Raw genomic sequence first — 23,834 nt, 5'->3', positions numbered from 1 at the left:
TAACGGCATCTAGGGTGAGCTGAGTCTCACACACCTACGGCAGATATAGCGGAGAAGACCACATGGCAACCATCGGCAGTTCCCTCGCCTTCACGGCCCAACGGGTTCCGGACGCGCCCGCACTGAAGCAGGCCGGACGGGAGCTCTCCTACCGTGAATTGGACTCCGAGGTCAATTGCCTCGCCCGGGCGCTCGCGAGACATGGACTCGAGAAAGGCGATCGGTGCGCTCTGGTCTGCGGCAACAGCATCGAGTTCGTCCTGACGGTCTATGCAGTCGCCCGCCTGGGAGCCATCGTCGTCCCGGTCAGCCCCCGCTCCGCTCCGCCGGAGCTCGTCCACATCGTGACCGATTCCGGGGCGACGACGGTCGTGAGCGAACCGGGATGCGCCGGACTCGTCCACGACGCACTGACCGCCGGTGACGGCACGGCGTCGTCGGGCCACCTCACGTTGGGACCGGCCGACCACGGTCACGACGTGCTGGCCGACAGTGCTGCGTTGCCGTCCGATCGGATCACCGTCGCAGTGGACGAGGCCGATGACGCGATGATCGTGTACACATCCGGGACCACAGGTCTGGCCAAGGGCGTCCTCATGGACCATCACCGACTGATGTGGGCCGGGATCAGCGTCACGATGGGATCGGCGGGCATCAACGACGGGTCGTGCCTGCTCCACGTCGCCCCGCTCTACCATTCGGGCCAGCTGAACCTGATGCTGCTCACCGGCATCACCCTGGGCGCAAGACATGTGATCATGACGCAGTTCGACCCCCAGCTGGTGGTCGAGACGATCGCACGCGAACGGGTGACCGCGTTCTTCGGCGTCCCGACGATGTACCAGTTGATGCTCGACGCCCAGAAGCGATTGCAGCTCGACCTCAGCTCCTGGACCACCGGCTTCTACGGTGCGGCTCCGATGCCCGCCGATGTCGCAGCCCGGATTCAGAAGGAGATCCCGCACGCACGCATCTACTCGTTCTACGGGCAGACCGAGGCGGGACCGAACGGGCTGTTCTCCTACCCGGAGGAAGTGGCCGCCCGCCCCGACGTCACCGGATATCGCGCGGCACCCATGATGGCCGTCAGGATCGTCGACTCGAGCGGTGAGGACATCGCCGCCGGTTCCGTCGGAGAGGTCCTCCTTCGTGGCGAGTCCGTGATGAAGGGCTACTGGAACAACCCCGGCGCGACGGCCGAAGCACTTCAGGACGGCTGGCTGCACACCGGGGATCTCGCCCGCCTCGACGCCGACGGAGGGATGACGATCGTCGACCGGCTGAAGGACATGATCATCAGTGGTGGCCGCAACGTGTACTCCGCCGAGGTCGAGCTGGCGGTCGCGAGCCACCCCGCCGTCGCCGATTGCGCGGTCGTCAGTCGGCCGCACGAGGTGTACGGCGAGACCATCGTCGCGGTGGCCACCCTCGAGCCCGGCGCTTGCCTGACCATCGAAGAACTCCGAGAGCATTGTTCGAGCCTGATCGCCGACTACAAACTGCCCCGCGAGCTGAGGCTTGCACCGATCCCCAGAAATCAATCGGGCAAGATCCTCAAACGCGCGATCCGCAGCGAGCTCGCCTGCTGAACCGAACTCGCCCGCCGAACGAGGTCGGGGATCGGCGTCGCCCTCCGACGCCCCGACCCACCGCCCGTGCCGCCGACACACAGTGATGAATTCCGCTCTGGAGTACGACTTTCCGAGCCCGTCCTACTGATCCACCACACCAGGAGAACCCACTCACCATGTACCCCGGAACCATCGCGCGGTCTCATCCCGATCACCCTGCCGTGATCATCGCAGAGACCGGACAGACACTCACATTTGGGCAACTCGACGATCGGTCGCGGAATCTGGCGGCGGCGCTCGTCGACGCCGGCCTCCAGCGTGGCGACGTCGTCGCGCTGCTGTCGGACAATGCCGCGGAAGTCTTCGAGACATTCTGGGCCACACAGCGTTCCGGCATGTACCTCACCGCCGTCAACTGGCATCTGACCGCCGATGAAGCTGCCTACATCGTGAACGACAGCGGCGCCAAGGCATTGATCGCATCCGGACAGCTGGCCGATCTCGGACACGCGGTGGCCGAGCTCGCGCCGGCAGCCCGGGTCCGCGCGGCATTCGGCCCGCCCATCGAAGGATTCGTCGACTACGAAGACTTCGTGGGCGCGTCGAGCGGTACGCTCGATGCACAGCCGGCCGGATCGGTCATGCTGTACTCATCGGGGACCACGGGCAAGCCCAAGGGCATCAAACCACCGCTTCCGGATCGCGCCGTGGACGAGCCGGGCGACCCGTACATCGCAATGTTCCAGCACCTCTACGGTTTCGACGAGACAGACATCTACTACTCGCCTGCCCCCGTTTACCACACCGCCCCGCTGCGATGGGGCGGGATCATCCACGCCCTCGGTGGAACCGTGGTCATGGCGCAGCGATTCGACCCCGAGGAGTCCCTCCGACACATCGAGAAGTACCGGGTCACGGCGGCCCAGATGGTTCCCACCATGTTCATTCGCATGCTCAAGCTCGACCCGGAAGTTCGATCACGCCACGACCTGTCGAGTCTCACGGAACTGGTGCACGCCGCCGCGCCCTGCCCGCCCGAGGTCAAGCGCCAGATGATCGACTGGGTGGGACCGATCGTGGACGAGTACTACTCGTCCACCGAGGCCAACGGGGTCACCTTCATCAACTCCCAGGAGTGGCTCGAGCACGAGGGTTCCGTCGGCCGGCCCGGGTTGGGAGTGATCCACATCTGTGATGATCACGGTGCAGAGCTACCGGTGGGTGAGATCGGGAGCATCTACTTCGAGCGTGAAGTGCTTCCATTCACCTATCACGGGGACCCCGACAAGACCGCCGAGGCCCAGCATCCGGACCATCCGACGTGGACTGCGGCAGGCGACATCGGCTATGTCGATGACGAGGGGTACCTCTACCTCACGGACCGCAAGTCGTTCATGATCATCTCGGGTGGTGTCAACATCTACCCCCAGGAGATCGAGAACCTCCTCGCCCTGCATCCGGCAGTCGACGACATCGCGGTGATCGGTGTACCGGATCCCGAGATGGGAGAGCAGGTCAAGGCAGTGGTGAAGGTGTCGGAGGGCATTGATCCCAGCGATGCGCTCGCGGCAGAGTTGATCGCCTACGTCCGCGAGCGCATGTCCCATTACAAGGCTCCCAAGAGCGTCGACTTTGTCGACGATCTCCCCCGCACGCCCACCGGAAAGCTGGTGAAGGGAAAGCTCAAGTCCCGTTACGGACACTCGGATGATGTTGCGGTGCCGACGAACTGACTCACCGACATCGGCCTCGACGGCCGCTGCTCGCGTCCGCGGACAGAGGTTTCGACACGCCTCGTCGCCACGCTCCTCATCGACTCAACCACCAACGGCCGGTTGCCGATTGAGTGGGGACTCCCCAACGCTGATAGAGCCGGGACCGAGCAAAGCGAGGACCCGAGTCGAAATCTCCCCAGCCAGCATCCGATGCGTGACCACCCCCGGAGTGGTTGCGTTGAACCCAGCCGACCGAGGTCTCGACACGCCTCGTCGCCACGCTCCTCATCGACTCAACCACCAACCTCCGGTTGCCGATTGAGCGGACTCCCCAACGCTGATAGAGCCGGGACCGAGCAAAGCGAGGACCCGAGTCGAAATCTCCCCAGCCAGCATCGGATGCGTGACCACCCCCGGAGTGGTTGCGTTGAAGAACCCCGCCGACCGAGGTCTCGACACGCCTCGGCGCCACGCTCCTCGCCGACTCAATCACCAACTGCCACAAGCCGGTTGAGCACATCACTCTCGAGAACCACAGCACCGCCCGAACTCACCCCAGATGTGCTTGTGCTCCCGAGTTCTGCTTGTCCATCCGTTCGAGGCGGCCCTCGGTCATGGATGCGATCTGGTCGACGATGACCCGCTTGCGTGCGACGTCGTCGGCGGCGTGTTCCCAGCTGGGAACGAAGATCGGGTCGAGCCCGCCGGGGGCTGCGGCCATCAGCCACTCACCCACACGGTGGATGCGTTCGCGCTGTCTCGCCTGATGCGACTTGTGCCGCTCGTTGGAGAAGATGAACCGCAGCGCAAGGGTTTTCAGGATCGCGACCTCGGAAGCGATCAGCGGGGGCACGTACAGGTCCGCGTTGTAACGTGCGATCGACCGATCCCCCACCACTTCCCGGGTGCCGGTGATCGCCGCGGACGCGAAGCGACCGATCAGTTCACTGGTGAGTCGCTTCAGACGCACCGACGCATCGAGGCTGCCGTCGAAGACGCCGACGGCGCTCACGATGCCCATCTTCGAGAGCCGTTGTGCCGCATCGATGAGCGGTTCGGGCTCGAGTTCAGGGAATTCCATCACGCCGATCTCGGCGAGGGTCCGCTGATCGGTCGGGTCGGCGAGTGCACGCATGTCGATGCGGTTGGCGATCACACCGTCCTCGAGGTCGTGCACCGAATACGCGACGTCGTCGGACCAGTCCATCACCTGTGCTTCGACGCACCGCTTGTCCCCCGGCGCATCTCGGCGGACCCATGCGAGGGAGTCGGCGTCGTCGTCGTAGGCGCCGAACTTCACCGCCGGCGGACGACGCAGCCACGGATACTTCAAGGTGGCGTCGAGCGAGGCGCGCGTCAGGTTGAGCCCGGCGCTGCGTCCCTCGTCGTCGAGCAGTTTGGGCTCGAGCCGGGTCAGGATGCGCAGGTTCTGGGCATTGCCCTCGAATCCACCGAAGTCCTGGGCGAACTCGTTGAGGGCGCGCTCGCCGTTGTGGCCGTACGGCGGGTGCCCGATGTCATGCGCGAGACCGGCGAGTTCGACGAGGTCGGGCTCGCAGCCGAGGCCGATCGCGATACCGCGACCGATCTGTCCGACCTCCAGTGAATGCGTCAGCCGCGTACGCGGCGTGTCACCTTCACGGGGACCCACCACCTGGGTCTTGTCGGCCAGGCGCCGCAGGGCAGCAGAATGCAGCACGCGCGCACGGTCGCGCGCGTACTCACTGCGATGGTCGGTACGCGTACCGGGCAGACTGGCCGTCTTGCCGGACTCGAGCACCATCCGCTCGGTCGCCTCGTCGCCGTAGAACGCGGCCGGCGGGATACCCCGAGCGGTCACCGGGGAGTCAGTCAAGCACCCAACCCCGTGCGACGGCGAAATCGGTGAACCGACGACGGATCTCGACGATCTGTCGGGCGGTCAGGTCGTCGTCGGCGTCGAGCAACAACTCGGTGACCTCCTCGGTGAACGCGGCGGCGTCGAGCGATCCGCTGCCGCCGGCGCGCGGACGACGCGGGCGGTCGTCGCGGCGACCGTGATCGTCACGACGGTGGTCGCGATCGCGGTCACGGTGGTCGTCGCGACGGTGCGGACGTCCACCCGACGACTCGTCCGCCGGAGCGGCCTCGGTCACCGCAACGTTGATCGCCTTGGCCCCGCGGTCGGTCTCCTCGATGTCGAAGGAGACCTTGGCACCCGGCTTCAGGTCGGCTTCGTCGATGTCGATGTCGTTGATGTGGAGGAAGACATCCGCCCCACCCGATTCGGGCGCGAGGAACCCGAAACCCCGGTTCGCGTCGTAATGAACGACCTTGCCACTGACAGCCACGACTCTTCACTCACTCTCTCGGGTCACGCCCTCGGACCCCGTGCCCGTGTGACATGACTGGACTCCAATTGTGACAGACCGGGGCAGGGCGAGCCCAGCGGGCAATGCAAGTTCCTCGATCAGGAACCGAGGAGCTTGCCGCCGAGGTACTCGGTGACCTTGTCCAGTGCCACCCGCTCCTGGCTCATCGTGTCGCGCTCACGCACGGTGACGGCCTGGTCGTCGAGGGTGTCGAAGTCGACGGTCACACAGAACGGGGTGCCGATCTCGTCCTGGCGGCGGTACCGCTTGCCGATACCCTGCGCATCGTCGAACTCGACGTTCCAGTACTTGCGCAGCTCGGTGGCGAGATCCTTGGCCTTCGGCGAGAGCTTCTCGTTGCGCGAGAGCGGCAGCACCGCGACCTTGACCGGCGCCAGGCGTCGGTCGAGCCGCAGAACGGTGCGGGTATCGGTGCCGCCCTTGGCGTTCGGCACCTCTTCTTCGGTCAGCGCGTCGCACAGGAAGGCCATCACCGAGCGGGTCAGACCGGCTGCGGGCTCGATCACGAACGGGGTGTAGCGCTCCCCGGCGGCCTGGTCGAAGAATGACAGGTCCTCACCGGAGTGCTTGGCGTGGGTCGACAGGTCGAAGTCGGTGCGGTTGGCCACGCCTTCGAGCTCGCCCCACGGGTTGCCGGAGAAGCCGAACTTGTACTCCACGTCGACGGTGCGCTTGGAGTAGTGCGACAGCTTTTCCTTCGGGTGGTCGTACAGCCGCAGGTTCTCCGGGTCGATGCCGAGGTCGGTGTACCAGTTGAATCGGGTGTCGATCCAGTACTGGTGCCATTCCTCGTCCTCACCCGGCTTGACGAAGAACTCCATCTCCATCTGCTCGAACTCGCGGGTCCGGAAGATGAAGTTGCCCGGGGTGATCTCGTTGCGGAAGCTCTTGCCGATCTGGGCGATGCCGAACGGGGGCTTCTTGCGCGCGGTGGTCATGACGTTCTTGAAGTTGACGAAGATGCCCTGTGCGGTCTCCGGACGCAGGTAGTGCAGGCCTTCCTCGTCGTCGACGGGGCCGAGGAAGGTCTTCATCAGGCCACTGAACGCCTTGGGCTCGGTCCACTTGCCGGGCTGGCCGGTCTCGGGATCGTTGATGTCGGCGAGGCCGTTGACCGGCGGGTGGCCGTGCTTGATCTCGTACGCCTCGATCAGGTGATCGGCACGGTATCGCTTGTGGGTGTAGAGCGACTCCACCAGCGGGTCGGTGAACACCTCGACGTGGCCGGAGGCCTCCCACACCTGACGGGGCAGGATGACCGACGAGTCCAGGCCGACGACGTCGTCGCGGCTGGTCACCATCGAACGCCACCACTGGCGCTTGATGTTCTCCTTCAACTCCACGCCCAGTGGGCCGTAGTCCCACGCCGAACGCGTACCGCCGTAGATCTCACCACTCGGGTAGACCAGGCCTCGCCGCTTGGCGAGGTTGACGACGGCTTCGACTTTGGACGGGGCGGCGGCCACGAGTAATCGCTCTCCACTGACGTTGGAACAGGTCGGTGCCGGATCCGCAGACGGAACCGGCGACCGTTACAGCCTAGCCTCAGCCGGTGACGCCACAGAATCGTCCACCCTACGGCCCGGCGCCATCGCGTGCAGGAATGCTGACACGGTGGTCCGGATTGGACGATCGGGATGATTCGCCGTCACGGGTGATCTGCGGGGATCGGCGGAATGACGACGGTGACCCCGCCGGACGGCATGTGCGTGTGCGCCGGACACCGCACCGCCGGTCCTCGGAGGACACCACCGCGACCGGACACCGTCGTGGTGCCTCGTACGGATCGTGGCCGGCGTCCGACGATGTCGATGCGATCGCCTGCCGGCCCACGCGTCGGCACACGGCACGCAGGAGAAGCCGGAGTGGACCAGCGCGGGTCGGGTGCCTGCAACACCGGCCCGGGTCGCGATGCGTTGCCGGCCGGGCCGACGCGCCGACCGACGAGCAGCCCACCGGGCCGTCCCCAAATGACAACGAATTCCCATAAGATGGTCGGTATGGAGCCATCTCCCCAACCCTGCGACCCGACGATCGGTCCCCGGGACGCCGCCGCGCGCGAAGCCGCCAGCGACCTGCTGCGCGCCCTGGCGGCCCCCACCAGGATCGCCATCGTGCTGTCGCTGCAGGAGAGCGCGAAATGCGTACACGAGCTGGTCGGCGGACTCCGCCTGAGTCAGCCACTGGTGTCCCAGCACCTGCGCGTACTCAAGGACGCGGGCGTGGTGCGCGGGCACCGCAACGGCCGGGAGATCATGTACGAGTTGCTCGACGATCACCTCGCACACATCGTCACCGATGCGCTGACGCATGCCACCGAGCCCCGCGACCATGCCACCGAGCCCCGCGACCATGCCACCGAGCCCCGCGACCATGCCACCGAGCCCCGCGACCACGCCACCGAGCCCCGCGACCACGCCACCACTGCCCCCGACGACCCGGCACATCCCTCCGATGTCGAGCCGCATGCCCACACCGACGTCGGGACGCGATCATGAGTGCAGAACCGTCGACCACGGAGAAGCCGATCGGCGCACAGCTGTCGGCGAACGCAGAAGGGTCCGCGACCACAGAAGGATCGGTCGACACCGGGGAATCCGGCGGCGCCAGAGACCGGCCGGTCACCGGTGTCCGGTCCACCCGCCAGCGTGCCGCCATCGCCGACGCCCTGGCCGCCAGTGATGACTTCCGGTCGGCGCAGGAGCTCCATGAGGCACTCAAGGCCCGTGGCGAGTCGATCGGCCTGACCACCGTCTATCGCAACCTGCAGGCGCTCTCCCAGTCGGGTCAGATCGACGCGCTCTGGGACGGCTCGGGCGAGACCCGCTACCGGCACTGCTCGTCCGGCCATCATCATCACCTGGTGTGTCGCGAGTGTGGCACCACCGTCGAGGTCCAGGCCGAACCTGTGGAGCGCTGGGCGGCAAAGGTCGCCGCCGAGCATGGCTTCACCGACATCAACCACACCGTCGAGGTGTTCGGTCGCTGCGCGGAGTGCCGTCCCGACTAGGTGACCCCGGGCCGATCCCATCGGCCGGGACCCGACTCGTCGAACGGGTACCCGATTCCGCTGATCGGGCGTTCGCGCCCGGTGTCAGCCGCCGACGAGTTCCCCGGCGATCTCGGCGCCCGTGGTCAGCACCAGGTGCAGCACGGTGAGCAGTCCGATGTCGGCGAGCCCACCGAACGGGAAGGTGTAGTACAGCAGGACATCGGTGGTCACCCCCTCCGGATCGGACCGGCGCAGACTGCCGAAGCTGAGTCGGGCGTCATGGTGTTCGACGTCGTCACGCAGTTCCGGCGTGTTGGGCAGGTTCAGCGCGATCAGCTGGGTGATGGTCAGTACCCGCAGTTCCTCGGCGAGGTCGATCGCCCGGACCGACGCGCGGGTCCGACCCACACGAACCACCACCGAGTCGGCGTCGGAGTCCACCACCTCGCCGACTTCGGCGAGCAGGACTCGCACGCGTGAGATCGGTTCGGCGGCAGGGGTTTCCGAGCTCACCGTGGCTTGACCCCACCAAATCGGCGGTCACGTTCGGCATACTCGACGCACGCATCCCACAGATCCCGCCGATCGAAATCGGGGAACAGCTTCTCCTGGTACACCATCTCGGCATACGCCGACTGCCACAACAGGAAGTTCGAGATGCGTTGCTCCCCCGACGGCCGGAGGAACAGGTCGACGTCGGGCATGTCCGGCTCGTCGAGGTACTTCGCGAACGACTGCTCGTTGATCCGCTCGGGGTCGATCTCACCGGCTGCGGCACGACGGGCGATCTCCCGTGCGGCATCGGCGATCTCGGCCCGCCCACCGTAGTTGACGCACATCGTCAGCGTCATCACGTCATTGTCGCGGGTCAGTTCCTCGGCGACCTCGAGTTCCTTGATGACGCTGCGCCACAACCGAGGGCGACGTCCGGCCCACCGCACCCGCACACCCATCTCGTTCATCTCATCGCGACGACGACGGATCACATCGCGGTTGAAGCCCATCAGGAACTTCACCTCGTCCGGGCTGCGCGACCAGTTCTCGGTGGAAAACGCGTACGCCGACAGCCACGTCACGCCGAGCTCGATACAGCCGCAGACGGTGTCCATCAGGACCGCCTCGCCGCGCTTGTGGCCCTCGGTGCGCGGCAGACCACGCTCGGTGGCCCAGCGGCCGTTGCCGTCCATCACCAATGCGACATGCTTGGGCACGAATTCCGCAGGCAACGCAGGTGGTTTCGCACCGCTGGGGTGCGGGTCGGGTGGTCGCACCGTCACCGGCCGGGTCGCGCCCGCCTTGCGTGCCGACGATCCGGGACGTAGCGCCATCAGCCGACTCCTCTCACCGCTTCCTCGACCAGCCTATGGGGAGCTGTCCGCTCGATCAGCGGCAGGGTGCGCAGCTGGCGCTCGAGATGCCATTGCAGGTGTGCGGCGATCAGTCCGCTGGCCTGACGATGCAGCGAATCGGTGGCCGACTCGGTGATCTCCCACTGTCCGGCGAACATCGCCTCCATCAGATCCAGCACCCCGGGCGAGGGTGTCGCGGCCCCGGGCGGGCGGCAATGCAGGCACACCGCACCGCCGGCGGCGACGTGGAACGCACGGTGCGGCCCGGGCTGGGCGCAGCGGGCGCACACCTCCAGGGCGGGCATCCAGCCGGCGCAGTGCATCGCGCGCAGCAGGAACGCGTCGAGGATCAGTTGATTGGGTCGGCGGTTGTCGGCGAGGGCCTCCAGCGCGCCGACGGTGAGCCGGTGCAACCGCGGTGCGGGCGCGCGTTCCTCGCCGGCGAGACGCTCCGCGGTCTCCAACACCGCGCACGCGGTGGTGTAGCGGGCGTAGTCGGCGACGATCGCGTCGGAGAAGGCATGCAGGCTGTGCACCTGCGTGATCACGTCCAGACTCCGCCCCGGATAGAGGTGCACATCGACGTGCGCGAAGGGTTCCAGCCGCGCCCCGAACTTGGACCGGGTGCGACGCACGCCTTTGGCGACCGCACGCACCAGGCCGTGCTCGGCGGTGAGCAGTGTGATGATCCGGTCGGCCTCGCCCAGCTTGTGCTGGCGCAGCACGACGGCCTCATCCCGGTAGAACCTCACCGGGCCATTGTCCCACCGAGCACCGACGGCACCCGAGCGGGACACTCCGCATCCTGCTCACACCCGGGAGTCGCCGGACTCTGCCTCCCCCGACGACTCGTCGGACCGCGACTCCGCTGCAGCCCCGTCACGCGACGCGTCGTCCGATTCGGCCACCGGCGACGGTTCGGCGCCCACCCCCGGCCGGGGTGCTTCGGCGACCGCGGTCTGCTGGGTCGAGGCGGCGTCCACGGACGGGCGCGGGGTCGTACCGGCCACGTGATGCGGTGCCGGGACCGTGATGGTCGGGGTCCCGGTCTTGTCCAGCGCGGCGGCCAGCTTCGTGGGCAGCTGCATACCGCCCGGGTAGCGGTGCCAGCCCTTGCGGTCGTAGAACTTGGTGCCCAGCCAGCCCAGCAGCAAACCGACGCCCAGACCGACGAAGGTCTGGATCACCGATCGCCCGAGGCCGGCGTCCCAGTCGGCGTCGAAGAACAGGATCGCCCGCGCGCCCAGGTACACCAGATGCATCGGCTCGACCGCCGCGATCCACGCGAAGATCTTCGGGCTGGCCTCCAACGGGACCGTCCCGCCCGACGACGGGAGGCCGAGGATCACGAAGAACACCAGGTTGAGGATCAGGCCCACGTTGCCGAACACGGCCATCATCGAGCTCGCCGACACCCCCACCGCGAAGATCACCACCACCCCGAACAGCCACAGTGAGAAGGCGTTCGGCAGCGAGGTGCCGACGGCCGCACAGACTCCGATGAACAATCCCGACTGGATCACCGCGATGATCGCCATCACCGTCCACTTGGCGGCCAGGGTGCCCCACCGTGAGATCGCCAGCCGCATCCGCAGCTGATAGAACGGACCGAACTCGACCGGCGTCTGTCCCAGGATGCCGTCGACGACGATGCTCACCATCATCGCGCCGGTGAACCCGGCCAGGATCAGCAGCAGCGTGTAGTAGAACGCCGACAGACCGTTCCCGGAGCCACTCGGCAGCGGTGTCGGCTCGACGATGGCGACATTCACCGGGTTCCACAGCGCCCGCTGCGCCGCACCGGAGAAATTGACGCCGGCCTTGGCCAGCTGCGACCGCACGGTCTCGGTGAGCTGTTTGCCCATCTGGTCGTTGACCTGCTCCGACACCCGCTCTGCGAAGGTGGTGGTGATCGCCGAGGCAAAGGTGCCCGACCCGCGGTTGATGTAGATGTCGATGGTCACCGGGTCGGGACGTGCGGTCAGCACGGTGGCCTTGCCCAGGGAGATGGTCGAGTTGGTGAAATTGGGCCCGATCACGACGACGCCGTAGACCTTGCCCGAGTTGAGTTCGTTGAGTGCGGTGGTGCGGTCGGCGCGGTGCACCACGATCCCGCTCTCGGCGGCGTTGGTGATGATCCCGTCGCCGACCTGTTTGCCGTAGTCGACGGCGGTGGTGGTGCCGTTGCCGTTGTCGAGGGTGCCACCGGAGTCCTCGTCGACCAGCGCGATCGGGAAGTCGTGCAGGTTCTTCTCCGGGTCGGCGATGGCGCCCATGTACAGCGCCGCCATGAACGACATGACGACCACCACCAGCAGCACCGGCATCAGCCAGAAGCGAGGCGAGCCGAGGACCTCGGAGATGGTCTTGGTGGCCTGGGCCTCCGCCTCGTGTGCCTCATGGGCTCCCACGTCGGGGGTCACGACCGTGTCGGACTCCCCGCCCACCTCATGCTTGCCCACCCTGTGAACTCCCTCCGATCGGTGTGGCGCACCTCAGAAGCCCATGCGCCCCAACTGCTTTGGATCACGCTGCCAGTCCTTGGCGACCTTGACGTGCAGGTCGAGATACACCTTGACCCCCAGCAACGCCTCGATCTGGCCGCGCGCGGTGGTGCCCACCGCCTTCAGCCGGGCACCCTTCTTGCCGATGATGATGCCCTTCTGGCTGTCGCGCTCGACGTACAGGATGGCATGGACGTCGACCATCGGCGTCTGTTCGGGGGTCCGGTCCTCGCGCGGGATGATCTCCTCGATCACCACCGCCAGCGAATGCGGCAGTTCGTCGTGCACTCCTTCGAGCGCGGCCTCGCGGATGAACTCCGCCATCAGCACCTGCTCAGGCTCGTCGGTGAGCTCACCGTCCGGGTAGAAGGCGGGTCCCGGTTCCATCAACGAGACCAGCACGTCACCGAGGATGTCCATCTGTCTGCCGGAACGCGCCGAGACCGGCACCACCTCCGACGACGGACCCAGCAGCTCCGACAGCGCGAGCAGTTGCGCGGCCACCTTCTCCGGGCCGACGGTGTCGATCTTGGTGACGATACCCAGCACGGTGGTGCCGGGTGCCATCTGGCGAACCTGTTCGACGATCCAGCGATCGCCCGGGCCGATCCTCTCGTCGGCAGGCACACACACGCCGATCACGTCCACCTCGGAGTAGGTGTCGCGGACCAGGTCGTTGAGGCGCTGACCGAGCAGGGTGCGTGGACGATGCAGTCCGGGGGTGTCCACCAGGACGAGTTGCGCATCCGGCCGGTTGACGATGCCCCGGATGGTGTGGCGGGTGGTCTGTGGCCGGTTGGAGGTGATCGCGATCTTCTCCCCCACCAGCGCATTCGTGAGGGTGGACTTGCCGGTATTCGGCCGGCCGACGAAACACACGAAGCCGGAACGGAATTCGCTCATCCCCGCGCATCCAGACGGGTCAGCGGGGTGCCGGCCGGGTCGGTGACGACGAATGCCGCGACCGGACTGATCTCGGCGAGGGTGGCGCGGCCCGGATCGTCGGCGTCACCACCGACGACCACTGCGGCCTCGAACGATTCGGCACCACTCGACAGTGCGGTGGCCACGGCGACCTGCAACGCCGACAACGTCAGGGTGGCTGTCGTGACGTCGGCGCCGGCGTAGGTCCGACCGTCGCCGTCGCGGACCGCCGCCCCGGAGGCGGTCTGGGCGCGGCCCCGCGCCCCGCGGGCCAGGACGACCAGTTTCTGGTCCTCGTCGGTGAGCGCTTCGCTCACATCGCCTCCTTGCGTCGGTTGTCACCGGATCGGTTGTCCCGGGACCGCTTGTCTCCGGATCTGCTGTCTCCGGATCGGTTGTGTCCGGATCGGTTGTCGGCGTGCTCAGGGTATTCGCCGTGGTCGGTGTCGACTTCGGCGACACGGGGTTCGGCGCGGGTCACCACCACCGTGGTGATGCGCTGACGCCCCTGCCGGTTGGGACCACCCTCGGCCACCAGATGCAGACCGTGACTGAACACCTGGGCGCCGGGCAACGGCACGCGGCCGAGTTCCAACCCCACCAGTCCGCCGACGGTCTCCACCTCGTCGTCGTCGATGTCGACGTCGAAGAGCTCCCCGAGATCCTCGACGGGCAGCCGGGCCGACACCCGGTAGCTGCCGTCGCCGAGGTCCTCGACCGGGGCGACCTCGTCGGTGTCGTACTCGTCGGTGATCTCGCCGACGATCTCCTCGAGGACGTCCTCGATGGTGACCAGTCCGGCGATGCCGCCGTACTCGTCGACGAGCAACGCCATGTGGTTGTGGGTGCGGCGCATGTCCTCGAGCACGTTGTCGAGGGGTTTGGAATCGGGGATGAACTCGGCCGGACGCATCACCTCGGCCACCGGGACGGTCTTGCCGTCGACCCCGGAGAGACCTTGTGCGACGAGGTCTTTCAGATAGATCACACCGAGGATGTCGTCGGGGTTCTCACCGATCACCGGTATTCGGGAATGGCCGCTCCGGACGGCCAGGCTGACCGCCTGTGCGGCGGTCTTGTCGTGCTCGATCCAGATCATCTCCGGACGCGGCACCATCACCTCGCGGGCGTTGGTGTCGCCGAGTTCGAAGACCGACTGGATCATCCGGCGTTCGTCGGCATCGACCACACCGCGCGCCTCGGCGAGATCGACGACCTCCCGCACCTCCACCTCGGTGGCGAACGGGCCGTTGCGGAATCCCTTGCCCGGGGTCAGTCCGTTGCCGATCAGGATCAGCAGCCGGGTCACCGGCTTGAGCAGCACGCCGATGGCCTGCAGGACGGCCGCCGACATCAGTGAGATCGAGTAGGCGTGCTGGCGGCCGAGCGTGCGCGGCCCCACCCCGGCGGCCACATACGACACCACGGCCATCCCGAGAATGGTCACGGTCAGACCCCAGCCGAGGCCGAGTCCGTCGACGGCGATCACCGCGATGAACGCCACCGCAGCGGTCTCGCAGACCACCCGCAGCAGAACCGCCAGACCCACGTAGGTGGCCCGTGATTCGAGCACCTTCGCCAGACGTGCGGCACCGGCGCGGTGTTCTTTGACCATGTCCTCGACCCGCGCCATCGAGACGGTCGACACGGCGGTGTCGGCGGCGGCGAAGACACCGCTGAGCGCGACGAGCAGGATCGCACAGATCCCGAGCCAGATGTCGGTGGTGGTACTCACCGTTCGTCCGGGGTCGCGCCACCGAGCGCGGGACCGGGTTCACCTCCGGTGGTCTCGGTGAACCCGATGTTGGTCAGCAGACGACTGTCGCGGTCGGACTGTCGTTGCCGTTGGGCGGCGCGGTGACGTTCGGCGTAGAACTCCTCGAGCAACTGGTTCTGCAGTCCGAACATCTCCTTCTCCTCCTCCGGTTCGGCGTGGTCGTAGCCGAGCAGATGGAGCACGCCGTGGACGGTGAGCATGGCCAGTTCGTGTTCGAAGGACCGACGTGCCTCGCGTGCCTGCTTGGCCGCGAACTCCGGGCACAGGACGATGTCACCGAGGATCGCCGGGCCGGGTTCGGCGGCGTCGGGTCGGGCACCGGGTACCAGCTCGTCCATCGGAAAGCTCATCACATCGGTGGGTCCGGGCAGGTCCATCCACTGCACGTGCATGTCGGCCATTGTCGGCTCGTCGACACACAGCACCGACAGTTCGGCACCGGGATGGACGTCCATCGCGGCGATCGCGAACCTGGCCGCGTCCAGGACGAGGTCGGCCGGGACGTCGACCCCGGACTCGTTGGCGAATTCGATACTCATGAGCGTCGTCCATGGTTTCCAGCGCGCCGGGTGGCGCGGTTTCCGGGCAGTCGGTCGGTGTCGCGGAATCGCGGGTTGGCGCGCTCGGCCTCCTCGGCACGTCCGTACGCGTCGACGATGTCGGCAACGAGCCTGTGCCGCACCACATCTGCACTCGTGAGTATCGAGAAGTGGATGTCGTCGATCCCCTCGAGGATGCGACTGGCGGCGACCAGACCGCTCTGCGCCCCACCCGGTAGATCCACCTGGGTGACGTCGCCGGTCACCACCACCTTCGACCCGAATCCGAGACGTGTCAGGAACATCTTCATCTGCTCGCCGGTGGTGTTCTGGGCCTCGTCCAGAATGATGAAGGCATCGTTGAGCGTGTTGTGGGTCAGCAGGAAATCCTCTGTCACATACAGAGAATCCGCCGCCGCCACCCGGATGCACACGGCCTCGTCGGTACCGGCCGATTCGATCGACTCGATGTAGCGTTTGGGCTGTTCGGGCTCGGTGACCGCGTACTTCGCGATCTTCCTGTCCAACCGGAACGGCATCATCCCGGCCGGCAGACGGATGTCGAGTACGTGGTTGTCGGGGACGTCGCGTCCTCTGGCTCGTCCGGGTGTCCGGCCCTCCGCGACGCGGATACGCCGATGGACCACGCCGCCCAAGGACTGCACGAGGAACGCGACATCGTCGGCCAGCCGATCCGATACCGTCGTGTACTGCACCCGGGGGGTTCGTGCCGCCTGGGTCACGGGGCCGCCATCGGTGTCCAGGAGTCCCTGCAACACCGCGAGCCGAACATCTGCGGTGTTGAACAGGTACTGCCGTGGGATGAACGTCGTCCGCGACGTCGTTCCCCACAACCCGAGCCGCCGCAAGGCACCGGTGACCGGGTTCGCTGTGGCGGTCACGTCACCGGGCGTGGCGATCCGGTTGCACACATGGCCGATCTCCGACTTGCCGCGCAGGACGATCCCCGAGATCGCGTTCTCCAACGCCTCCGCCGATTCGGGATCGGTGGTGGTCAAGGTCGGCGTGGTCTGGCCGGCCACGCAACCGTCTCCGAGCATGAGCCCGAGCACATACGGGTCGAGCGGTACCGACTGCGACGCGAAGTCGACCGGAGCACTCAGTAGCGGGAGTTCGTATCGGTGACGGTGCGGGGCACGGAGGTTGCCGATCATCTCCTTGGCCTCGAGGACCCTCGGGCCCTCACCGCGCCGGCGATCGGACCGCGTGTACACCGACCACAGGTGGTCGGTCGAACACAAGGTGGTCGAGCCATCCTGAGTGGTCACCCGCACGATGTCCTTGAAGCCCTGCGGGTACACGCCGAGCACCTCGGTGGGTCGTCCGTCCGAGCCGATCACCTCGTCCCCGACCCGCAGGTCACCGATCGGACGGAAGCCCGATGGCGTCAGCACACGCGTGGACACCGGTTGCGCGCGTCCTCGCATGTACGCGAGTGGTGCCACCTCGATCACCCCGGCGGCCATGAGCTTGGGGATCGACTCCGGATCCATCATGTCGTGCAGGGCGTCGTACAGCGGCCGTAGGTAAGGGTCGATCTTCTCGCTCAGCGTGCCGGGCAGGAAGCCGAGACGCTCACCGGCCTCCACCGCGGGACGGGTGAGGATGATCCGGGTGACGTCCTTGGCCTGCAGCGCCTGCACGGCCTTGGCCATCGCGAGGTAGGTCTTGCCGGTACCGGCGGGGCCGAGGCCGAACACGACGGTGTTGTTGTCGATCGCGTCGACGTACTTCTTCTGGTTGAGCGTCTTGGGCCGGATCGTCTTGCCACGCCGGGACAGGATGTCCAGGGACAACACCTCCGCCGGCGACTCCGAGACCCCCTCGGACAGCATCGACACGCTGTGCCGCACCAGATCCGGGGTCAGCGGGGTACCACGGCCGACGAGGTCGACCAGCTCGGCGATCACCCGTTCGGATGCGGCGACGTCGGCAGCCGAACCGCGAAGGGTGATCTGATCGCCACGGACGTGGATGTCGGCGGGCAACAGTTGTTCCAGGGTGCGCAGATTGACATCACCGGCACCGAGCAGCCCGAACACCACCTCGGAGGGAACCTCGACATTCGATGTGACCACAGGTCGGCCCGGTGGGGTCCCGCGCTTGGCGGCGCTCACGTCGGGGTCGTCGTCACTCACGTATGAGATCACTCCTGAAAGGTCGGGGCACGCCCGGAACGTGGTGTCCCTGGCGTCGGGGTGGTGTCAGTCTATCCCTCGCCGCCCACGCGCCCACCACCGAATATTCCGGTTCGCACATCGACGGTTCACAGACCAAGGGCACGGATCGTCCGCCGATTGCATGCGCTGCTCGGGTCGACGAAGGCGTCGTGGCCTTCCTCTCCGACGACGATGAGCTCCACCGACTGCCCGCGCTCGGCGACCCGACGCACGTACTCGCGGCTGTGCTCCACCGAGATGGCCGTGTCCTTGTCACCGTGGATCACCACGATGTGGGCATCGATCGGCTCGAGGTCCACCGGCGACGCAGACCGATACCGCTCCGGGCGGGACTCGTACGGGCCACCGAGCAGCTTGACCACCGACGGTCGCGCAACCCGGCCTGCCGCAACGAGATCCAAGGCCGCGGCCTGTGCGACGACGGTGTCGATCCGGGCGGTGGCGGTGCGTGCCCCGAGCTGGGTGGCCGCCCACACCGCGAGTTGCCCGCCGGCGGAATGGCCGACGACGGCCACCGACTCCCAGTCCACACGGGCGGCCACATCGGGATCCAGCACGGCGCGCACCGGGCCGTCGAGGGCTCGGATCGCGGCGACGACGTCACGGCCGGTGTTCGGCCAGCCGCCGCCCTCCTCCCCCACCCGGCGGTACTCGATGTTCCACACCAGCGCACCACGTTCGGCATACTGCCGGGCTATCGCGGTCTCGATGGTCAACGCGAACTCGGTGGTCCAGTACCCGCCGTGGACGAGCACGATCGGGCGCATCACCGCAGGCCGGTCGGCCTGATCGGCGGCGTGGTAGAGGTGGCCGAACTGCGAGGGTCCGTCACCGTAGTGCACACGCGATCGGTGCACCGCACAGCGTTTCATGATGATCGGGGTTTCACGATGATCGGGGTTTCATGATGATCGGGGTTTCATGCTCATCGGGCCCACCGATCGGTCAGTGCCCCGATCGCACCAAGCGCCACCGCCGCGGCGGTCGACGTACGCAGGACCTCCGGGCCGAGCAGCACCGGCCGCGCGCCGAGCGCGGCGAGGTCGGCGATCTCGGCGTCGTCGAGGCCCCCTTCGGGACCCACCACCAGCACCACGTGGGGCGCCTCGGCCAGCGACAGATCGCGCAGCGGTTCGGCGGCCTCCTCGTGCAACACCGCCACCACCCCACCGGCGCCCACCACCTCCGCGCAGCGGGCGCGGACGTCGATCGTGGTCGCCAGGTCGGTGACCTCGGGAATCCAGGGTCGGCGGCTCTGCTTGGCGGCCGCCGACGCCGCGGCAGTCCACTTGGCGACACCCTTGTCGGCCTTGCCGGTCCACCGGGACACACAGCGCGCCGCCTGCCACGGGACGATGCGGTCGACCCCGGCCTCGGTGGCCAGGTCGACGGCCAGTTCGGACCGTTCGGACTTGGGCAGCGCCTGGACCACCGTGACCTGCGGCGTCGGACGGTCGGTGAACTCGTACCGGCCGACGCGGGCGCGGAGGGTGTCCTTGCCGTCGATGCCGGTCACCTCACAGGTCGCGAGCGACCCGGCACCGTCGCCGAGCAAGAGGGGCTCGCCGACACGCAACCGTGCGACGGTCACGGCATGCCGTCCCTCCGGACCCGACAGCGTGGCCTGTGCCCCGGCGGAGGGGACCTCGTCGACCCAGAACAGCGGTGGGCTCACGCCGAGCCGATCAGCGGCCGGCGAAGGCGTTACGCAGGCGGGAGAACAGTCCGCCCGGTGCGGCCGCCGCCGACGTGGTGACCAGGTCGATCGTGTCCTCGGAGGCGTCGCGGAACTTCTCGAGCGCCTCGGTCTGCGCCGAATCCAGCTTGGTCGGCACCGTCACGTCGAGATGAACGTGCAGGTTGCCACGCACACCGGTGTTGACGTGCGGCATACCCTGCCCGCGCAGCTTGACGACCTGTCCGGGCTGGGTGCCCGCGTCGATGGTGACGGTGACGGCGTCGCCGAGAATGGTCTGCACATCGAAGGTGCCGCCGAGCGCGGCGTCGACGATCGGCACACGCAGGGTGCAGTGCAGATCGTCCTTGTCGCGGATGAACACCTCGTGCGGGCGTTCGGTGATCTCGACGTAGAGGTCACCGGCGGGACCGCCGCCCGGGCCGACCTCGCCCTGACCGGCCAGCCGCACCCGCATACCGGACTCGATCCCGGCCGGGATGCGGACGGTCATGGTGCGGCGGGAGCGGACGCGACCCTCGCCCCCACACTTGCGGCAGGGGTCGGGGATGATCTCGCCGACACCGTGGCAGGTGGGACACTCGCGCACCGTCATCACCTGGCCGAGCAGGGAACGCTGGACGGCCTGGATCTCGCCCGCACCATGGCAGGTGTCGCAGGAGACCGGCTTGGAATCACCGTTGGTACCCGCACCCTTGCAGACGTCGCAGAGGATCGCGGTGTCGACGGTCAGTTCCTTGTTGACGCCGGCCGCGCACTCCTCGAGGTCGAGTTCCACGCCCACCAGGGCGGGCTCGCCGGGCTGCACCCGCGAGCGGGGTCCGCGGCCACCGCCGAAACCGCCGCCGAAGCCTCCGCCACCACCGCCGAAGAACGCCTCGAACACGTCACCGAGGCCTCCACCCCCGAACCCACCGGCGAAGCCGCCCTGGCCGGGGCCCGCGAGCGGGTCGCCACCGGCGTCGACGATGCGTCGTTTCTCCGGGTCGCTGAGCACCTCGTAGGCGGTGGTGACCTCTTTGAAGCGGTCCTCCTCGCCGGGGTTGACGTCGGGGTGCAACTCCCGGGCCTTCTTCCGGTAGGCGCGCTTGATCTCCTGATCGGTCGCGCCCTTGGCAACGCCCAGCAGTCCGTAGTAGTCAGTTGCCACGGTCGTCTCGGTCCTTCGTTCTCACACACTCACTGGTTGCGCAGCCTGAAGCGCTCCGCGGGACCGTTTCCGACCCGGGGACGCCCGGCTGCGGGCTCACCGTTCGGCGAGTACCTCGCCCACGTACTTGGCAACGGCGGCCACCGACGCAATGGTTCCCGGATAGTCCATACGGGTGGGCCCGACCACGCCGACACTGCCGAACACGGTGCCCGAAGCACCGTACCCCGTCGACACCACCGAGGTGCCACGCAGGTTCTCGGTCTGGGTCTCCTCGCCGATCTGGACCGTCACCCGACCCATCCGCTGGGTGGTGGCGAGCAGTTTGAGCACCACCACCTGCTCTTCGAGGGCCTCGAGCACCGAGTCCATCCCGCCGTAGCTGGGTGCGAAATCCGCGGCCGCACGCGCCAGGTTGGAGGTGCCGCCGAGCACCAGTCGGTCCTCACCACGTTCGACGAGGGTCTCCACCAACACGGTCGCCACGGTGACCACCGCCTGACGCAGGTCCTCGGGCGCGGCATTGGCCAGTTCGGCGACCGATGCCGACGCCTCCTCCAGCCGTTTGCCGTCCAGCGCCTCGGAGAACATGGCCCGCAACCGTGCGGTCTCGTCGTCGGAGAGCTCGTCGGCCAGGGCCACCATGCGCTGTTCGACACGGCCGGTGTCGGTGATCACCACGAGCAGCAGCCGCGAGGGCGTCAGCGACACCACCTCCAGATGCCGGACGGTGGCCGTCGAGAGCACCGGGTACTGGATCACCGCCACCTGTCGGGTCAGATGCGCGAGCAGGCGCACCGAGCGGCGCAGGACATCGTCGAGGTCGACCCCGGAATCCAGGACCGACAGGATCGCGCGACGTTCGGCCGCGGACAGCGGCTTGATCTCGCTGATCCGGTCGACGAACATCCGGTAGCCCTTGTCGGTGGGTATGCGCCCGGAGCTGGTGTGCGGCTGCGCGATGTACCCCTCCGCCTCCAGCACCGCCATGTCGTTGCGGACCGTTGCGCTGGACACCCCCAGCTGATGACGCTCCACCAGCGCCTTCGAGCCGATCGGCTCCTGCGTGGCGACGAAGTCGGTGACGATGGCGCGCAGAACCTCGAACCGTCGATCATCGGTGCTCGACACCGGCCAGACCTCCTCTCGGTCCCGCTGTCTGCCATACAGTGGGTGAGATCCATTCTACGAAACCGCAGCGCGCCTCGGCGGTGCGTGATGCCGGCGAGCCGCCTGATCACGCGTCATCGCAGGTGAGGACCCAGCACAGGACGAATCACCATGATCTTCAAGGGGGTTCGGGAGGGCAAACCCTATCCCGACCACGGACTCAGCCCGAGAGGCTGGGCCAAGATCCCGCCCCGCCAGTTCCGACTCGACGAGCTGGTGACGGTCACCACCGTGCTGGCGCTCGATCGGCTGCTCAGTGAGGACTCCACCTTCTACGGCGATCTGTTCTCGCACGTGGTGCGCTGGCAGGGCGAGATGTACCTCGAGGACGGCCTGCATCGCGCGGTACGTTCGGCCCTGCGCAACCGGCATGTGATCCACGCGCGGATGCTCGATCTCGACGCCTTCGACCTGCGGCCGGGTGCCCCGACCCTCGACGAGCAGCTCGGCGACGCCCAGACGCTGCCGATCGTCTCCGACAGCCCGCGCGATCCGCCCACCCGCGACCCGGGGGCGCACCGGCGTCCCGCACGCTCGACCGGCTGGACCCCACCCCCACCGCAACAGCGCTGGTAGAGCCCTGATTCAGCCGAGATCCCCGGCGACGACGATGTCGCGGATCACCGCATCGGCCAGGAGCCTGCCACGGTCGGTGAGCACCAGGACGTCGCCGTCGACGACGAGCAGCCCGTCGTCGACGAGCCGCCGTGCCTCCGCCGTCTCGGCGGCGTCGAGCAGGGTCAGCGGGAGTCCACTGCGGCAGCGTGTGGTGAGCATGACGGCCTCGAGGTGGCGGTCGGCCGACGCGAGCACCTCGTGCGAGGCCACCGGGATGGCCTTGCCGGCGAGGGTCGTGGCATAGCGGGTCGGATGCTTCACCGACGCCCAGCGCACGCCGTTGACGTGTGAGTGCGCGCCCGGGCCGACACCCCACCAGTCGTGGCCGTACCAGTAGGCGAGGTTGTGGCGGCACTGTCCGGCGGTGCTCCGGGCCCAGTTGGAGACCTCGTACCAGTCGAAGCCGGCGCCGCGGAGCCGCTCGTCGATGCGCGTGTACCGGCCGGCGAGCACGTCGTCGTCGGGTGCCGGGATCTCGCCCCGCCGCACGCGGCGGGCCAGTGCGGTGCCGTCCTCGACGATGAGCGCATAGGCCGACACGTGGTCGACCGGCGCGGCGAGCACCGCGTCGAGGCTGGCGTCGAGGTCGGCGTCGCGCTCGCCCGGTGTGCCGTAGATGAGGTCGAGATTGATGTGATCGAAGCCCGCCGCTGCGGCCTCGTGGGCGGCGACGACGGCCCGTCCCGGGGTGTGGGTGCGGTCGAGGGTGGCGAGCACATGCGGTGCGGCGGACTGCATTCCGAGCGAGATGCGGGTGTAGCCCGCGGTACGCAGCGTGTCGAAGAATGCCGGTGAGGTCGATTCCGGATTCGATTCGGTGGTGACCTCCGCGTCGTCGGTCAGCTCGAATCGGTCGGTGATCGCGCCGAGCAGACCGGCGAGCCCGTCGCCGCCGAGCAACGACGGCGTGCCGCCGCCGACGAAGATCGTGGAGACCGGCCGCGAAGGGCTCAGCGCCGCCGCGGCGATGTCGAGCTCGGTGGTCACCGCGTCGAACCACGACTCGGGCGATGCCGACGTGCCCAGTTCTCCGGCGGTGTAGGTGTTGAAGTCGCAATAGCCGCAGCGTGTGGCGCAGAACGGGACGTGGATGTACAGGCCGAACCCGACGGTGGGGTCGACCGAGGCGGCCGCCGCCCGGATGTCCGATTCGGGCGCCGACGCGGAGAGGCCGGGGACCGACGGACTCGTACTGCTCACCCGTCCATCATGCGCGTGAAGCCCGCGCGGCCCAATTCGGCGCTCTGTGCGCGGAA

Annotated in this window: 20 protein-coding genes and 2 pseudogenes; 5 read left to right on the top strand and 17 right to left on the bottom strand. The window is 67.6% G+C overall.

Features of this window, described 5'->3' with window-relative positions; translation table 11 throughout:
• Window positions 1-62: 62 nt before the first annotated feature.
• Window positions 63-1,589: a class I adenylate-forming enzyme family protein gene (locus tag ACWDUA_RS08260; RefSeq protein WP_449750522.1), complete on the top strand. Its 1,527-nt coding sequence runs from the start codon at window positions 63-65 to the stop codon at window positions 1,587-1,589.
• A 158-nt stretch (window positions 1,590-1,747) separates the two neighbouring features.
• The gene (locus tag ACWDUA_RS08255) at window positions 1,748-3,304 is read left to right on the top strand and encodes an acyl-CoA synthetase (RefSeq protein WP_449750521.1); all 1,557 of its coding nucleotides are present in this window, start codon (window positions 1,748-1,750) and stop codon (window positions 3,302-3,304) included.
• 532 nt (window positions 3,305-3,836) lie between these two features.
• Here the strand turns inward: ACWDUA_RS08255 and ACWDUA_RS08250 are convergent.
• The 3 genes from ACWDUA_RS08250 to ACWDUA_RS08240 form a co-directional block, all read right to left on the bottom strand.
• On the bottom strand, window positions 3,837-5,141 hold the full coding sequence (locus tag ACWDUA_RS08250; protein WP_449750520.1) for a deoxyguanosinetriphosphate triphosphohydrolase: 1,305 nt from the start codon (window positions 5,139-5,141) through the stop codon (window positions 3,837-3,839).
• Window positions 5,134-5,616 carry a cold-shock protein gene (locus ACWDUA_RS08245; protein WP_449750519.1) on the bottom strand — a complete coding sequence of 161 codons (483 nt, stop codon included), beginning with the start codon at window positions 5,614-5,616 and terminating at the stop codon, window positions 5,134-5,136. The genes ACWDUA_RS08250 and ACWDUA_RS08245 overlap by 8 nt, the downstream gene beginning before the upstream one ends.
• A gap of 119 nt (window positions 5,617-5,735) precedes the next feature.
• Window positions 5,736-7,124 (bottom strand): glycine--tRNA ligase, encoded by a 1,389-nt coding sequence (locus tag ACWDUA_RS08240; protein WP_449750518.1) that lies wholly within the window; start codon window positions 7,122-7,124, stop codon window positions 5,736-5,738.
• 534 nt (window positions 7,125-7,658) lie between these two features.
• Here ACWDUA_RS08240 and ACWDUA_RS08235 point away from each other — a divergent pair.
• Together ACWDUA_RS08235 and ACWDUA_RS08230 are read left to right on the top strand one after the other, a co-directional pair.
• A pseudogene (locus ACWDUA_RS08235) lies at window positions 7,659-7,979 on the top strand (ArsR/SmtB family transcription factor); the annotation flags it as partial.
• Window positions 7,980-8,152: 173 nt separating this feature from the next.
• Complete coding sequence (locus ACWDUA_RS08230) at window positions 8,153-8,668, top strand: Fur family transcriptional regulator (protein ID WP_449750517.1); 516 nt, start codon at window positions 8,153-8,155, stop codon at window positions 8,666-8,668.
• An 84-nt stretch (window positions 8,669-8,752) separates the two neighbouring features.
• Here ACWDUA_RS08230 and ACWDUA_RS08225 read toward each other — a convergent pair whose 3' ends face one another.
• From ACWDUA_RS08225 to hrcA, 13 genes and pseudogenes are all read right to left on the bottom strand, one after another.
• Window positions 8,753-9,163, bottom strand: a complete 411-nt coding sequence (locus ACWDUA_RS08225) for a hypothetical protein (RefSeq protein WP_449750516.1) — start codon at window positions 9,161-9,163, stop codon at window positions 8,753-8,755.
• Window positions 9,160-9,978: an isoprenyl transferase gene (locus tag ACWDUA_RS08220; RefSeq protein WP_449750515.1), complete on the bottom strand. Its 819-nt coding sequence runs from the start codon at window positions 9,976-9,978 to the stop codon at window positions 9,160-9,162. The genes ACWDUA_RS08225 and ACWDUA_RS08220 overlap by 4 nt, the downstream gene beginning before the upstream one ends.
• Window positions 9,978-10,751 carry a DNA repair protein RecO gene (recO, locus tag ACWDUA_RS08215; RefSeq protein ID WP_449750514.1) on the bottom strand — a complete coding sequence of 258 codons (774 nt, stop codon included), beginning with the start codon at window positions 10,749-10,751 and terminating at the stop codon, window positions 9,978-9,980. The genes ACWDUA_RS08220 and recO overlap by 1 nt, the downstream gene beginning before the upstream one ends.
• 312 nt (window positions 10,752-11,063) lie before the next feature.
• Window positions 11,064-12,461, bottom strand: a pseudogene (locus ACWDUA_RS08210) (YhgE/Pip domain-containing protein); the annotation flags it as partial.
• 33 nt (window positions 12,462-12,494) lie between these two features.
• Window positions 12,495-13,406 (bottom strand): GTPase Era, encoded by a 912-nt coding sequence (gene era, locus ACWDUA_RS08205; RefSeq protein ID WP_449750513.1) that lies wholly within the window; start codon window positions 13,404-13,406, stop codon window positions 12,495-12,497.
• Window positions 13,403-13,744 (bottom strand): cytidine deaminase, encoded by a 342-nt coding sequence (locus ACWDUA_RS08200; protein WP_449750512.1) that lies wholly within the window; start codon window positions 13,742-13,744, stop codon window positions 13,403-13,405. The genes era and ACWDUA_RS08200 overlap by 4 nt, the downstream gene beginning before the upstream one ends.
• A complete protein-coding gene (locus tag ACWDUA_RS08195) occupies window positions 13,741-15,162 on the bottom strand; it encodes a hemolysin family protein (protein ID WP_449750511.1) in 1,422 nt (473 codons plus the stop codon). Before ACWDUA_RS08195 ends, ACWDUA_RS08200 begins: the two co-directional genes overlap by 4 nt.
• Window positions 15,159-15,743, bottom strand: a complete 585-nt coding sequence (gene ybeY, locus ACWDUA_RS08190) for an rRNA maturation RNase YbeY (RefSeq protein ID WP_449750510.1) — start codon at window positions 15,741-15,743, stop codon at window positions 15,159-15,161. Before ybeY ends, ACWDUA_RS08195 begins: the two co-directional genes overlap by 4 nt.
• Window positions 15,740-17,902, bottom strand: coding sequence for a PhoH family protein (locus ACWDUA_RS08185; RefSeq protein WP_449750509.1), 2,163 nt, complete (start codon window positions 17,900-17,902; stop codon window positions 15,740-15,742). Before ACWDUA_RS08185 ends, ybeY begins: the two co-directional genes overlap by 4 nt.
• A 128-nt stretch (window positions 17,903-18,030) precedes the next feature.
• Complete coding sequence (locus ACWDUA_RS08180) at window positions 18,031-18,816, bottom strand: alpha/beta hydrolase family protein (RefSeq protein WP_449750508.1); 786 nt, start codon at window positions 18,814-18,816, stop codon at window positions 18,031-18,033.
• Window positions 18,817-18,869: 53 nt separating this feature from the next.
• Window positions 18,870-19,619 carry a 16S rRNA (uracil(1498)-N(3))-methyltransferase gene (locus ACWDUA_RS08175; RefSeq protein WP_449750507.1) on the bottom strand — a complete coding sequence of 250 codons (750 nt, stop codon included), beginning with the start codon at window positions 19,617-19,619 and terminating at the stop codon, window positions 18,870-18,872.
• A 10-nt stretch (window positions 19,620-19,629) separates the two neighbouring features.
• A complete protein-coding gene (gene dnaJ, locus ACWDUA_RS08170) occupies window positions 19,630-20,790 on the bottom strand; it encodes a molecular chaperone DnaJ (protein ID WP_449750506.1) in 1,161 nt (386 codons plus the stop codon).
• A gap of 96 nt (window positions 20,791-20,886) precedes the next feature.
• Window positions 20,887-21,921: a heat-inducible transcriptional repressor HrcA gene (gene hrcA, locus ACWDUA_RS08165; RefSeq protein ID WP_449750505.1), complete on the bottom strand. Its 1,035-nt coding sequence runs from the start codon at window positions 21,919-21,921 to the stop codon at window positions 20,887-20,889.
• 150 nt (window positions 21,922-22,071) lie between these two features.
• Here hrcA and ACWDUA_RS08160 point away from each other — a divergent pair, with 150 nt between their 5' ends.
• The gene (locus tag ACWDUA_RS08160; protein WP_449750504.1) at window positions 22,072-22,536 is read left to right on the top strand and encodes a type II toxin-antitoxin system VapB family antitoxin; all 465 of its coding nucleotides are present in this window, start codon (window positions 22,072-22,074) and stop codon (window positions 22,534-22,536) included.
• Window positions 22,537-22,545: 9 nt separating this feature from the next.
• Here ACWDUA_RS08160 and hemW read toward each other — a convergent pair whose 3' ends face one another.
• On the bottom strand, window positions 22,546-23,721 hold the full coding sequence (gene hemW, locus ACWDUA_RS08155) for a radical SAM family heme chaperone HemW (RefSeq protein ID WP_449750542.1): 1,176 nt from the start codon (window positions 23,719-23,721) through the stop codon (window positions 22,546-22,548).
• Window positions 23,722-23,834 lie beyond the last annotated feature (113 nt).

This window comes from Gordonia sp. NPDC003376 (genome assembly GCF_053589235.1).
Note: the sequence above shows the minus strand (reverse complement) of the source record. Positions and strands in the feature narration are given on the sequence as shown.

What these genes read in the sequence shown, in the direction of transcription:
- ACWDUA_RS08260 (WP_449750522.1), top strand. Translation starts at nt 63, where the DNA reads ATGGCAACCATCGGCAGTTCCCTCGCCTTCACGGCCCAACGGGTTCCG.
- ACWDUA_RS08255 (WP_449750521.1), top strand. Translation starts at nt 1,748, where the DNA reads ATGTACCCCGGAACCATCGCGCGGTCTCATCCCGATCACCCTGCCGTG.
- ACWDUA_RS08230 (WP_449750517.1), top strand. Translation starts at nt 8,153, where the DNA reads ATGAGTGCAGAACCGTCGACCACGGAGAAGCCGATCGGCGCACAGCTG.
- ACWDUA_RS08220 (WP_449750515.1), bottom strand. Translation starts at nt 9,978, where the DNA reads ATGGCGCTACGTCCCGGATCGTCGGCACGCAAGGCGGGCGCGACCCGG.
- era (WP_449750513.1), bottom strand. Translation starts at nt 13,406, where the DNA reads ATGAGCGAATTCCGTTCCGGCTTCGTGTGTTTCGTCGGCCGGCCGAAT.
- ybeY (WP_449750510.1), bottom strand. Translation starts at nt 15,743, where the DNA reads ATGAGTATCGAATTCGCCAACGAGTCCGGGGTCGACGTCCCGGCCGAC.
- ACWDUA_RS08180 (WP_449750508.1), bottom strand. Translation starts at nt 18,816, where the DNA reads ATGAAACGCTGTGCGGTGCACCGATCGCGTGTGCACTACGGTGACGGA.
- ACWDUA_RS08160 (WP_449750504.1), top strand. Translation starts at nt 22,072, where the DNA reads ATGATCTTCAAGGGGGTTCGGGAGGGCAAACCCTATCCCGACCACGGA.